12 protein-coding genes are annotated in these 13,201 nt (G+C 42.9%); all 12 read left to right on the forward strand.

All coding sequences use genetic code 11. From position 1 onward, the window contains the following. The first annotated feature begins 3 nt into the window (after window positions 1-3). The 12 genes from Y696_RS03560 (at window position 4) to Y696_RS03615 (ending at window position 13,199) form a co-directional block, all read left to right on the forward strand. Window positions 4-342, forward strand: a complete 339-nt coding sequence (locus Y696_RS03560) for a YraN family protein (protein WP_006492321.1) — start codon at window positions 4-6, stop codon at window positions 340-342. Between the two features lies 1 nt (window position 343). Then, window positions 344-1,993 carry a phospho-sugar mutase gene (locus tag Y696_RS03565; RefSeq protein WP_006492323.1) on the forward strand — a complete coding sequence of 550 codons (1,650 nt, stop codon included), beginning with the start codon at window positions 344-346 and terminating at the stop codon, window positions 1,991-1,993. 176 nt (window positions 1,994-2,169) lie between these two features. Next, the gene (locus Y696_RS03570) at window positions 2,170-2,598 is read left to right on the forward strand and encodes a hypothetical protein (RefSeq protein WP_259459720.1); all 429 of its coding nucleotides are present in this window, start codon (window positions 2,170-2,172) and stop codon (window positions 2,596-2,598) included. A gap of 2 nt (window positions 2,599-2,600) precedes the next feature. Further along, complete coding sequence (gene truA, locus Y696_RS03575) at window positions 2,601-3,353, forward strand: tRNA pseudouridine(38-40) synthase TruA (protein WP_039882972.1); 753 nt, start codon at window positions 2,601-2,603, stop codon at window positions 3,351-3,353. Window positions 3,354-3,536: 183 nt separating this feature from the next. Continuing rightward, on the forward strand, window positions 3,537-3,830 hold the full coding sequence (locus Y696_RS03580) for a hypothetical protein (RefSeq protein ID WP_006492328.1): 294 nt from the start codon (window positions 3,537-3,539) through the stop codon (window positions 3,828-3,830). 274 nt (window positions 3,831-4,104) lie between these two features. After that, window positions 4,105-5,556 (forward strand): hypothetical protein, encoded by a 1,452-nt coding sequence (locus Y696_RS03585; protein ID WP_051070393.1) that lies wholly within the window; start codon window positions 4,105-4,107, stop codon window positions 5,554-5,556. A gap of 9 nt (window positions 5,557-5,565) precedes the next feature. After that, on the forward strand, window positions 5,566-8,019 hold the full coding sequence (secA, locus tag Y696_RS03590) for a preprotein translocase subunit SecA (RefSeq protein ID WP_006492331.1): 2,454 nt from the start codon (window positions 5,566-5,568) through the stop codon (window positions 8,017-8,019). Between the two features lie 14 nt (window positions 8,020-8,033). Next, on the forward strand, window positions 8,034-9,146 hold the full coding sequence (gene prfB / locus Y696_RS03595) for a peptide chain release factor 2 (protein ID WP_006492332.1): 1,113 nt from the start codon (window positions 8,034-8,036) through the stop codon (window positions 9,144-9,146). Window positions 9,147-9,212: 66 nt separating this feature from the next. Continuing rightward, window positions 9,213-10,112 carry a 16S rRNA (cytosine(1402)-N(4))-methyltransferase RsmH gene (gene rsmH / locus Y696_RS03600; protein WP_121509782.1) on the forward strand — a complete coding sequence of 300 codons (900 nt, stop codon included), beginning with the start codon at window positions 9,213-9,215 and terminating at the stop codon, window positions 10,110-10,112. A gap of 15 nt (window positions 10,113-10,127) precedes the next feature. Continuing rightward, a complete protein-coding gene (locus tag Y696_RS14175; protein ID WP_006492335.1) occupies window positions 10,128-10,415 on the forward strand; it encodes a hypothetical protein in 288 nt (95 codons plus the stop codon). A gap of 92 nt (window positions 10,416-10,507) precedes the next feature. Further along, entirely contained in the window at window positions 10,508-12,286 is a 1,779-nt protein-coding gene (locus Y696_RS03610) for a penicillin-binding transpeptidase domain-containing protein (RefSeq protein ID WP_039882844.1), read from the forward strand. Then, the gene (locus tag Y696_RS03615) at window positions 12,258-13,199 is read left to right on the forward strand and encodes a DNA polymerase III subunit delta (RefSeq protein WP_121509783.1); all 942 of its coding nucleotides are present in this window, start codon (window positions 12,258-12,260) and stop codon (window positions 13,197-13,199) included. The genes Y696_RS03610 and Y696_RS03615 overlap by 29 nt, the downstream gene beginning before the upstream one ends. Window positions 13,200-13,201 lie beyond the last annotated feature (2 nt).

Below are 13,201 nucleotides of genomic sequence, written 5' to 3' on the forward strand. Positions count from 1 at the left end.
GCAATGAGCAAGGAGGCTGGTAAGAGATACGAGGATCTCGCATGCGAATACTTGAAAGAAAACGGATACAGGATAATAGCAAGGAATGTTGCGTATAGATTCGGGGAAATAGATATCGTTGCTCTTGAAGGCAGGATTCTGGTGTTTGTTGAAGTAAAGGGGGGAAGCTCGTTAGTACTCCCGAGATATCGTGTAGATGAAAGGAAAATTAGGAGATTGGAATTGGCTGCCCAGAGATATATTCTTACTGAAGAGCCTAAGTTTGAGGAAGCTAGACTGGATGTCATTGAGATTCTAGAAAGCGGAGCAGTTAATCATTTTAGATCTGTTGGAAGGTGGTAGAGTGCTTAGAGGTGAACGAGCAGTTAATCAGGAGTACAAGAGATGGCTAGATAATGCATCTGATGAGATCAGAGATGAACTGAAGGATCTCACTCCTGAAGAAGTTAGAGAGAGATTTTCACTGGATCTCGAATTTGGAACAGGTGGAATGCGTGGTGTAATGGGTGCAGGTACAAATAGGATAAATTCTTACACCATCAAGCGCGCCTCTTTAGGGTTTGGGCGCTGGATTTCAGAGAATTACAGTGATCCATCTGTTGTAATAGCGTTTGATACCAGACATAAATCTGCGCAGTTTGCCCAAACGACAGCCGAGGTTCTTTCGTCCATGGGAATTAGAGTGCACGTGTTCATCGAACCCATGCCGGTTCCAATACTTAGTTATGCAGTGAGAGAGTTGAAAGCTAGCGGTGGTGTCGTGATAACGGCCAGTCACAATCCACCGCAATACAACGGTTTTAAGGTCTACACTTCCGATGGGACCCAGGCCGTACCCGGCTATGCAGAAGAGATAATAAAAAGAGTCGAAGCATCGGACTATTTTGAGGATTTCAGTCCAAGAAGTGAACTGATAAATAGCATCCCGAATTCCCTTCTTGAGAAATACATCGACACCGTGAAAGAAAACATACTAGGACTTACTTCTGACTATGAAGAACTGAATGTTGTTTACACACCCCTACATGGGAGTGGAAACTTTCCCGTTTACAAAGCTCTTACAGTGCTCGGACACAGAGTGAAACGAGTTGAGGAGCAGGCTATACCGGATGGAGATTTCCCGACGGTGCAGAGCCCAAATCCCGAAGATCCAAGAGCCTTTTCCATGGCTCTGGATGTTGCGAGAGAGATAGGCGCAGATCTTGTAATAGCAACGGACCCCGATTGCGATAGGCTGGGGATAATGGTGGCACACAATGGTGATTATGCCCCACTAAACGGAAATCAGACCGGCGCAATAATGACTTCCTTCATACTGGAGCGAATGAAAGATTCACTGCCGTCAGATCCGTTCATTGTAAAAACGATCGTCTCGACTGATCTTGTGAAGAGGATCGCATCCAAATATGGTGTTGAAGTCAAAGAGACTCTTACCGGGTTCAAGTTTATTGGAGAAATAATCGAAAAAGCTGAAATGGATGGAAAAGGGAACTATCTTTTTGGATTTGAAGAGAGCTACGGCTCGCTGTTTGGAAAACATGCAAGAGACAAAGATGCGGTCAGCGCGGCCGCACTAGCCTGCGCGATCGGCGGATACCTTAAACGCAAAGAGATGACATTGATCGACTATCTTGAAGAAATCTATAGCGAGTTTGGCTACTTCCAAGAGGCACTTGTGAACAAAGAGTATGAAGGGATTCAAGGGAAGGAAAAGATTGAGTCAATAATGACAGGACTCAGGCATATTGAGCCATCGAAGTTAAAAGAGATGGCCATCAGAGAAATGAGGGATTATCTGAATGGTTATGGTAACCTTCCTCCTTCAGATGTAATATCAATGGAAATGGAGAACGACTGCAAAATAATAGTGCGACCCTCAGGAACAGAGCCAAAAATCAAGTTCTACCTTATGGCCAGGGGAGAAAATAGAGAAGAAGCAGAGAAGAAGATCGAAGAAATGAAAGAACTGGTTGAAAGGATTGTATGCTTATGAACTTCAGGTACGCGCACATTCTTTATAGGGGAGATGACTTCCTTACACCAAAAAGAGCTACTTTTGATCACAGAACAAAAACTGGTTTCATGACCACGTGGTCTACTGATCATTCAGCTGAGTTGCTTAAACATAAATATTGGAATTGCCTTAGTGCTTATGGCCTTGAGAGCGCGATGAGGCGGAAGATCACTTTCGAAAGAAAGCACAGCGACTCGAATCTGCTGTACTTTAAGTATGAACTAGAAGTTCCAGAAGCTCTTGAAGGTTATTTCGATCAGACAACGTTTGAGGTCATTTCAAAGAATTTGTCGATTAGGGAAACTACCGAAGAAGTTTACAAGATGCTAAAGGACTACGAAGAAGGATCGCTTAGCTTCAATGACCAAAGGTTCTCATCATGGCTTGCCATGAAAACTGGAGAACTACAGTTGAGTGTAAACGAAAAAAAAGAGCTTGAGAAATCACTAATAAAGTATGTAGAAACCATTGTAGGAAGAATTCTTTGGACAGTTTATAATGGAGATCTACCAAAAATGGGGAAGGACCTTTCCTCTATCGTTTATCTTTACACTGAAATGCTTGACTTGATAGCTCTAAAATGATTATGAAGAGATTCGCTGCTATAGTATCTTACGATGGAACAGATTTTTTCGGTTTCCAGAACCAGCCGGGACTACGGACGGTTCAGGGCAAGTTTGAAGAAGCGCTTCATAGAATCCATAAATTTTGCATCTCTAGTCAAGGCGCAGGGCGTACCGATACTGGTGTTCACGGGTTCGGACAGGTAATTGCCTTCGATTCTAATCTGGATCGCCTGGAAGCAACTACCATGAGAGACGCATTGAACGCAAATCTTCCATCTGACATGTATGTCAGGAAAGTACATGAAGTCGATGAGAATTTCAGCCCAAGATTCGCCGCAAAGAAAAGGATATACCACTATTACATACAAACTTCGAGTGAACCGGATATTTTTAGAAGAAGGTTTGTCTGGTGGTTTCCCTATTCTCTCGATATTAAATCAATGAGAAGAGCGGCAGTCAATCTCCTGGGCGAACATGATTTTGCTGCATTCAGGACCGGCAAGGACGATAGAAATCCTGTTAGAACTATTACGGCGATAAGAATAATAAGATACAAACCTTACATAATACTTATAAGGGTTGAAGGCATTTCGTTCCTAAAGAGAATGGTGAGAAACATTGTTGGAACGCTTGTAAAAGTCGGAACAGGAAGTGTTTCAGAAGAATCGGTATCTGAGTTTCTTTCTTCTCATGACAGATCAACATTACCGGGAACGGCTCCACCTCAGGGACTCGTATTTTACAAAGTTATCTTTGATGAATTCGAGACCTAGATTTGATGAACAATTGTTTGAACTAGTGCTGTCTGAAAGGAGAACAGGATCATCAATTTTACTGTGAAGCGGAAAATTCATTATTAATGGTATGATTGTTCTTAAACCGGGCTGCAAGGTAATTTCTGCGTACCGGATTTTTGTGGGAAGACTTGAAAGGCGAGTGCGTCGATTAAGTCCAAAATGAAAGTGGTAGCAATCGGTAGAATTGGTACCTATACTGGAGAGCAAGATAAATCGGGTAGCTCCTCACATAATGGTTTCAATCAGCTAATGCTTGATAGTGCCACATCTACCTTAGTCTATCTTATTGTGGGCGGAGAAAGATCAGCCATTGGAAGGAGAGGAGATTCACCTGGATCTACAAAATCAGAAAACTTGCGCTTGTCGATGCTCAAGAGAAGAAGGTTCAACAGCTGGATCGGCGGAACTGCAAGAAGTTTTCTGGGCGACAGAAGTGAAGCTTCAATCTACTAAAGGATCCGTTTGAAGCTGTTTCCGGACTGAGAAAAAAGTAATTGGTTGAGGGAGTCGCTATTTTGTATTTCCGAAATTAGCCAAAGGATTTGATCCTTGCTAATCAGTACGAAGAAAGTAAATTTGAGTATCTGCTTCATACAGTAATCAGAAACAAACTCAGTGGCGATTCTAACCGGTGGCCGAAGAGTCGAAAGTATTTTGAGAAGAATGTAATCATCAGATTTGAAGGGAGGGAGAACCCCGATTTGACGGTTAGGTGATCGGGAAAGGTTTGAAATCCTTATTAGTTGGTTTGTTACTGATTCTTTCTTTTTCCGGAATAATGGCCCAGGAGATCTTTGATTTCGTGCCTGAAGATGTTGGTTATTTTCTTATACTTCGAGGATTGAGATCAACAATGGAGGCTCTTAGGGATAACACGAATTTTTTTGGAGCCTATCTCGGAGATAATGGATACGGAGCCGAAAGAGCTTTTTATGGAATAATCGATGCGGCAGGATACAACGCTGAAGTCGATACCAGCTTCCTTAAGTCAGCGTTGAACAATGACATACTACTTGCCGGGGAAGGAATCGATCTTTCACTTGACGACCTGTTGATGTTCGATCCTTTTTACCTTCTTGAGAAACTAAAGCTTACTGAGAACAGAGTTTTCATGGCTTGGAGAACGGACAGTTCCTTCGAATTGTTGAAGGCGGTGGCGGCCCTTCTTGATATGTCGATATTTGTTCAGCCCGGCGAAAGCGTCAATGAACTCAGAAGCAACGCTGGAACGCTTTTCTATAATGCCGGCGACGATTACCTGATAATCGGTGGAAACAAAGATGCAGTTACACTTGCCCTGAAAACCTATGAAGGTGAAGGTAAAAGGCTTCTAGAATCTAACGGCAAAGGAAGGGAAGTTGCTGAAATGAGCTATGATTACGCTTTGGCCGGTTACATTGATGGAGACCGTTTTCATCTAGATCTGGGGCTGGAATCAACTTTCTCGATTGAAAGCACTATCTTATTTGCTAGGCCAGAAGGACACACATTAACCGCAACAATAGTTCAGGATACTGTTTTTCTCAGCAGTGAAGATATTCAAAAGATGCTCTCTGTTACTGACACAAAAGAACTGGAGGCCTCCAAAGAGACTTTTGGGGATTACACCGTATTCTTTCCGTCTTCATCCGTTGAAACTCTGAGAAAGGAGCTTGCGCACTGGTTTGAACTTGATTTAGAGCCCTATAGAGAGCTCGCTGATTTTGTTGTACTTCTTTCTAAGGAGAGTATAGGAAACGCAAGAATATATGGAGATCTCGTTTCAGAAACACCCAGAGTGACAGTCGTATTTACGAACAAAAGTTCAGACACTGAGAAATTCGAGAATTCTTTGAAAGAGTGGGGTGCTTTGCAGTCAGCACATAAGGACAGTAGGATCTACGAGCTTGAGAACGATTTTGACACAATTTACTTTATTTTTTCCAACGAAACTACCGTATTGACTTCCCTTTCGCCCGATGAATACTACAGATTGCTTTCCGATTCAGAAAGTCTCAGTGATAACATTAGCTACGAGTTTGTACGAAATCTTGGCCTAGAAAAAGACATAGCACACGCTTTCATCGACATGAAAAAAGTCTTCAAGTCTTTGATGGGAGTTTCCGTAGACAGTGCTCTCTTCTACCAGCAGACATTTGATGAAAACGGCAATATGATTCACGCTCTCCGCTTCTATTGAGGTGATTTAATGGGATTGTTATCCAGAATATTTGACAAGAATAATATGCTTCTCAAAAAGTACTCCAAGGTGGTTGAAAGCATAAACAGCTTGGAAAAAACCGTGAGTAGGTATGAAGAAGTTGACTTTCAAAAAAAGACCGAGGAGTTCAAAGCTAGAGTCTCCGAGGGCGAAACATTAGATTCATTTCTTCCGGAAGCCTTTGCGCTGGCTAGAGAAGCTGCTAAGAGAACGGTCGGTATGCGGCCATTCGATGTGCAACTAATGGGAGCTCTCGCGCTTGACGAAGGTAAAATTGCTGAGATGAAGACTGGAGAGGGAAAGACACTGGTGGCAACAATGCCTCTCTATCTTAATGCCTTGTCTGGAAGGGGCTGCCATCTTGCAACCGTGAATGACTATCTAGCAAAGAGAGATGCTGGTTGGATGGGGCCGGTTTATGAGTATCTTGGGTTGAAAGCTGGATTCATTCAGGCGGCGATGGAACCTTCTCAAAGAAAAGAGGCGTACGGTTGCGACATAACATATGGTACTGCTAACGAATTCGGATTCGACTATCTTAGAGACAATCTTGTGTATTCCCTGGAGAACAAGGTTCAGAGGGGACACAACTATGTAATAGTTGACGAGGCCGATTCAATCCTGATAGACGAAGCAAGAACGCCCCTCATTATTTCCGGCCCCGCTCAAGACTCATCCAATCTCTATAGGCAGTTTGCATTTTTTGCCAAACGTTTTGTAGCGGAAAAGGACTTTGTTGTTGATGAAAAAGACAGAACAGTAACTCTCACAGAAGAGGGAATAGCAAAGGCTGAGAAACTGCTGCAGATCGACAATCTTTATGATCCAAGCAATTACGACTACATTTTCCATCTGTTGAATGCTTTGAAAGCAATGAATCTATATAAAAGGGAAGTCGACTACCTGGTAACTCAGGAGGGAGAAGTCGTAATTGTTGATGAATTCACCGGAAGGTTGTTGCCGGGAAGAAGGTATTCCGAAGGTTTGCATCAGGCAATAGAGGCGAAAGAAAATGTGCAAATTAGACAAGAATCGGTGACGTTTGCCACAATAACCTTTCAGAACTACTTCAAGCTGTATTCGAAGGTGTCTGGAATGACCGGTACTGCCGCAACTGAAGAATCTGAGTTCATCTCCATGTACAACACACCAGTTGCGATCATTCCTACAAACAAGAAGGTAATTCGAGAGGACAAAGAAGATTCGATTTATAAAACAAGGGAAGAAAAGAATGAGGCAATTATCAATGAGATCGCTGAACGCTATGAAAAAGGACAGCCCGTTCTTGTTGGTACTACTTCGATAGAGAAGAGCGAGCTCTTGAGCAAGCTGCTGCAAAAAAAAGGCGTACCCCACGAAGTTTTGAATGCCAAGTATCATGAAAGGGAAGCAGAGATTGTTGCAAAGGCCGGTGAGCGAAAGACAGTTACAATTGCAACAAACATGGCGGGAAGAGGAACGGATATTAAGCTTGGTGAGGGAGTAGTAGATCTTGGGGGGCTTTATGTTCTAGGTACCGAGAGGCACGAGAGCAGGAGAATTGACAACCAACTTGTAGGTAGATCGGGCAGACAGGGGGATCCGGGGGAGTCAAAATTCTTCCTTTCAACTGAAGACGATCTCTTGCGCCTTTTCGGTGGCGAACGCATGCAGTCGATTATGAATACACTAAAGATTGAAAAGGGACAACCAATCGAACACCCGCTTCTAAGCAGGATAATTTCATCTGCGCAGAAGAAGATCGAAGGAATGCATTTTGAAATAAGAAAGCGACTTTACGAGCTTGATTCTGTTATTGACCAGCAGAGAAGCGCAATATATGCTCATAGAAATTGGGTGCTCAAAGGTGAGGAAATCGACTCTAATGTATTAGAAATTATCGAAGATGTTGTAGAAAGAAGATTGTCGGGTCTCGATCGTCTACCTTCTTTTGATGAAATAAAGGTCTCTTTTGGCTTCTTGCCGGCAGGAGACATTGAGAGTCTTAAAAACCTGAAGAGTGTGGAAGATCTCAGGAGTAAAACCCTTTCAGTGCTTCACGATATTTATGAGGAAAAGAAGTCTGCTTTCGGCGATGAGTTTCCTCAGGTCATCAAGTACATTATGCTACGGATGATTGATGAAAGATGGCGAAGGCATCTAGAAGCTATAGAGCACCTAAAAGACTCCGTGGGTCTAAGGGCTTATGGTCAGAAAGATCCTGTGTTAGAATTCAAAAAGGAATCTTTCATACTATTCCAGCAGTTGACCGATTCTCTATACGATGACATAGCAAGCGCTATCGTAAGAATTGTAAGAGTCGATAGCGATAAGGCTAAGCAGAACGCCGATAAGGAGTTTAAGAGTCTGCAGGCCGTTCATTCTGATTTCAGCGGAGGCGATAAGAAGAAAGAAGTTGCTGGAAAAAAGAAGGGCACTAAAAGATTCAAAGTTAAGCGTTGAACCGGAGGTGTAATTTGATAAGTTATGAAACTAACTCGAGAATACAAGAGTTGAAGGAGAAATTTGAGTCCATCAGGGCTACGCTTGATCTCGAGCGGATAGATGAAAAACTAAAGGAAATCGAGAAGAGGATGAGCGACCCCTCTATTTGGAACGATAAGCGTGAAGCGTCGAATCTGGGAAGAGAAGCGCAGTCTTATCGATCTACAATCGAACTTCTGAGAGATGTGGAAGAGGAATTTGAGAGTATTGAGATTGCAGTAGAACTTTCAGGAGAAGATGAGAGTTATGTAAAGCATGTTGAAGAACTTCTCAGGTCAGCGGAAAAAAAGGTAAGAGAATTCGAACTTACGATTCTTCTGAGTGGAGAGTATGACATCAACAATTGCTTCATTTCAATTCACCCCGGCGCCGGAGGGACGGAGTCTCAGGACTGGGCCTCCATGTTAATGAGAATGTACATGAGATGGGCTGAGGCTAACAGATACAAAATAACGATCGTCGATGAGCTACCTGGAGAAGAAGCGGGTATCAAGAGTGTGACAATTAATCTAGCTGGGCCGCATGCTTATGGAAAGATGAAGTTTGAGGCGGGAGTACATAGGTTAGTAAGGATTTCGCCATTCGACGCCAATCACAGAAGGCACACTTCCTTTGCGTCCGTAAGTGTCTTTCCCGAGATGGATGAAGTTCCAGAGATTGAAATCAGGCCCGAGGATCTGAAGATAGACACGTACAGATCAGGTGGTGCGGGCGGTCAACATGTTAATAAAACGGATTCTGCGGTCAGGATTACTCATCTACCAACCGGAATAGTTGTTGCATGTCAGACTGAAAGATCGCAGCATCAAAACAAAGCGAATGCAATGAAGATGTTATATGCAAAGCTTTTCGAGATTGAGATTGAGAAAAAAAGAAGCGAAAAACTAAAATTGATGGGAGACCAGAAAGAGATTTCATGGGGGAATCAGATTAGATCTTATGTCTTTCAGCCTTATACATTGGTGAAGGATCACAGAACTGATTTTGAGACGGGTGATATTCAATCTGTCATGAATGGCGAGATAGATGAATTCATTGAGAAAGAATTGCTCTTCTTCTCATCAATTGAGAAATCCTTGGAATGATTTACACCGTTAATTTGACTTTGATGGAAGAAAAATGTTATTATTCTCTTGAGCGGAGTGAATTTAGTGTCCAGGCAGTACGATGAACGCCACAGGAGCGTGATGATTCGCGAAGCGCTCCATTATTTGCTTGGTGGGCGTTTAACTGGCACTTATGTTGATTGTACCGCTGGTGAAGGTGGCCATATCGGAGCAGTGCTTGAAGCCACCAAAGGTCGGGCAAAAATCATCGGACTTGATGTTGATAGTGAGGTTCTGGATATAGCGGAGCAGAATCTCAAAGATTACCGGGAAAGCGTTGAATTATTCAATTTATCTTATGTCGACTTCGAAATTGCATTGAAACAGGCTGGTGTTGAGAAAGTGGATGGTTTTCTCCTGGATGTTGGAGTTTCCACTTTCCAGTTGAAAGCAAAGGGTAGGGGCTTCTCGTATGAACTGGATGAACCGCTCGATATGCGTATGAACCTCTCTCAGAAAAGAACGGCAGCAGATGTTGTGAACAGCTACAAGGAAGATGAACTTAGCAAGATAATTTTCGAGTTTGGTGATGAGAAGCGTTTTGCAAGGAAAATAGCTAGAAGCATCGTATCGAGAAGGCCTCTGTTTACGACGAAGGATTTGCACGATGCGATCAAGGCGGCAATACCACCGGCCGAAAGATACAAACGAAGACGACATTTCGCAACAAAGACTTTTCAGGCAGTAAGGATTGAAGTCAATCAGGAGCTTGAGAACATCGAAAGTACTTTGAGAAAAATCCCCGGTTTTCTGAACCAAGGCGGTAGGATCGTTATTATTTCTTTTCATTCTTTGGAAGACGGCATAGCTAAGAGAGTGTTTAGGGAGAAGTCGGAATCTGAGCTGAAAATACTTACGAAGAAACCGGTGCAGCCGTCGAAAGAAGAAGTAGAACTCAATCTAAGAGCAAGAAGTGCAAGATTGAGGGCAGCGGAGCGGATTTGAAGGGAGGAACATCTCGTGCAAGCCATAACAGCGAAGCGGAAGCCGCTGGTTCGCGAAGGCGGCAAAGCCTTGGCAAACAGCGATGTTTGGGGTTTATTTGGTTTTCTGCAAGTATTAGTGATTTTTCTTTCATTGGCAGTCTCAATTGCTCTCCCGTTCTATTTTGGCAACGAGGTCGACAAAATTTCAGAAGTGGCATCAAGTAGAGAACAGAGCATCTCAGTAATGAAATCGCGACTTGAAGATGTATCTAGGGAAATTTCATACTTGCAAACGGTTGTAGGGGCGAGAGCAGAAAAGTAGAACTTTATCGAGGTGGATCATAAATCAATAAACTTGCTAGCAGGGTGACGCTGTTATATGTGCTTTTGATTCTTTGCGTAGGAGTCTTCGCAGTGAGGGCAGCGTATGTTTCCCTTTTTACTGAACCTGACCTACCTCTGGTTCTTGGAGTCAACAAGATACCGGCTCTAAGAGGATCGATATACGATTCCAAAGGTAGGTTATTGGCCAGCGATTCGCTGATTTATGAGGCATGGCTGGACCTCGGATATTTGAGATTGCTTACTTCTTCCGATCAAATAGATAGAGTTCTAAAAAATGTAGAACTTTCCTTTGGAATACCCTTCGAAAGACTGGTCGAAAGCCTTCAGAGCAACAGAAATTTCCTTCTTCTTGGTACCGCAGCTACTAACGATGAAATGCAACGAAGGATCACACCGATCACAAAGAGATATATATCGCTTGAAATGCAGAGAGAAAGACTTAGTTTCAGCGAATATGGTTTGGAAAGAATTATCGGAAAGCTAGATGGAGGGGGAATCCCCCTAAATGGAATAGAGCTGTATTATGACGAAGAGCTTTCTGGGAAAAGAGATGGATTGATTAGGAGAACTCTGACAAGTTCGAGAAGAGAAGAACCAACAAATGGCAGTGACATCTATCTCTCAATTGACATAGATATACAGAAAATGGTCTATGACGAACTGCTAGAGACTGTGGAAAAGAATATGGCCGACGGTGGATTGGCTCTTCTTGTAGAGAGCAAGACTGGAAAGATTCTTGCTTATGCCGGTACCTATGACTGGGACGTTGGTTTAATGGGGATATTTGAGCCCGGTTCCACCATTAAACCTCTTATCTACTCGCTTGCATTACAAAGCGGATCGATAACGGAAACAATGACATTCAATTGTGATGGAAGTATTCAACCCGTACCTGGACTTGACATAATAATCCGCGATACCGAAGGCGAACGCCACGGCCTTCAGACCTTTAGAGAAGCGATTATTAACTCGTGTAACGTGGCCACGGTACAAGTTGGCGGTAGAATTTTGAATACTCTCGGAAAAGAAGAAATGTATAGGCAATTAACGAGAATTGGATTTGGGAAATTGTCGGGGGTTGACCTTCCCGGCGAGACACCGGGAATTCTTCCCGAGGCGAAAGATTGGTCCCTGATATCTCCTTATCAATTTCCAATCGGACAGGGCTTAGGAGTAAACATCTTCCAGATGGTTAAGGCATTGAATGTCTTCCCAGCTGGTGGGCAGTTTATTACTCCCACCTTTGTCAGTGCCATACGAAATGAAGAAGGCCTGATCAACATACCGAAGAAGGTTGAAGGTGATTTGTTTTCACCGAAGCTTGTTTCTACAATGATTCCCATTCTTGAGGGAGTAGTCATTGAGGGCACTGGCACAATGGCCAAAGTCGACGGAGTAAGAATAGCGGGAAAAACAGGGACTGCTCAAAAAGCGGGTCCGGGTGGCTACAATGAAGAAAGCTACTATTCATTGTTCTATGGTTTCTTTCCAGTGGAAGATCCAACGTATACATTATATATAATGATAGATACTCCAAAAGCGGGGGCATACTATGGAGGTTTTGTCGCAGCTCCAATGTTTGCTTCAGTTGTAAGGAACATCTACGGTATTGGAGTTGAAAAGGAAGTATATGAGGGCGTTTACAGTTGGAAAGCACCTGACCTGAGCGGTTATTCACTGCTAGATTTGAAAGAGATCGCCGCGATCTATGGTTTAGACAATATTATAATACATGGCTCGGGCAGCGTGGTGAGTCAAATTCCAGAGGCAGGAAGGCCCCTTGGAGATCAGTTAGAAGTTTGGTTAGGGGAGCTGAACTATGATATACGAGATGTTGGGGGACAGTGAGGTACTGAAAGATTTCTTCATTCTTGAAAGAGCAGAGGGGTGTCTAACAATTAGTGAAGACATGCCCGACAAAGTAAACAGATTCAGAATGGTTGTTTCGACTTCGGGAATGTTCGGAAGAAAGTCAGTTAGGCTTTCCGGATTTGATAGCTGGAAAAAGGAAGAGAAAACTCAGATAGAGAAACTACTTCCTCTCTTTCAAGACGAAATCGATGTCTTCCTAGATGGAAAAGTGAGTCCGAAAGTAAAGAGTGAGAAAAAGTTTTTTGATCTTCCAAAGCCCTGGGAAGAAGAGAAATGGAATGACCACATCATCACGATAAGCGAACGTGCAGGAATGAAGATTTCTAGAGCTGCGGCCGAATCGCTTTTCAGAAAAGTTGGAAGAAGAGAATACAGAATACTTCGAGAGCTTGAAAAGCTTTCCGTTTTTTCGAATGAAATAGACCAGCTCACGGTTGAAAGACTAATTGATTTTGACAAGGAAGTCGAAGTCGAATCACTGGCGTTTGATTTTCTTAATCACAAAGAGGACTTTCTAAGCTCTTCGAGGAAATGCATGATCCCATTCGCATATTTTGCGTCGGTTCTGTTGAATATCATAATTGATTTGGGAACGATAATTGATATTAAAAAAGGTAAGATGAATATTTCTTGGTCAGAGATAAGAAAACTCTCAAATACTACTAGCATTGGTACTTCTCGAATTGCCAGGCTTGTTGGATACAGTTTTTCCAGTACTAAAGAACAAAGAAATGATCTTACCAGGCTGTACTCAGCTGAAAGTCTCAAAAGCCTGATAGATCTTCTTCAGGAAATTGATGAGTCAATCAAAAATGGGAAAATCGATAGCGAAATCGCTTTCTTCAAACTACATGAAGAGTCTTCAAAACTTCAGGTAACTCTTGGGTAACA

The sequence above is a fragment of the Mesotoga sp. H07pep.5.4 genome (assembly GCF_003664935.1).
Taxonomy (GTDB): domain Bacteria; phylum Thermotogota; class Thermotogae; order Petrotogales; family Kosmotogaceae; genus Mesotoga; species Mesotoga prima.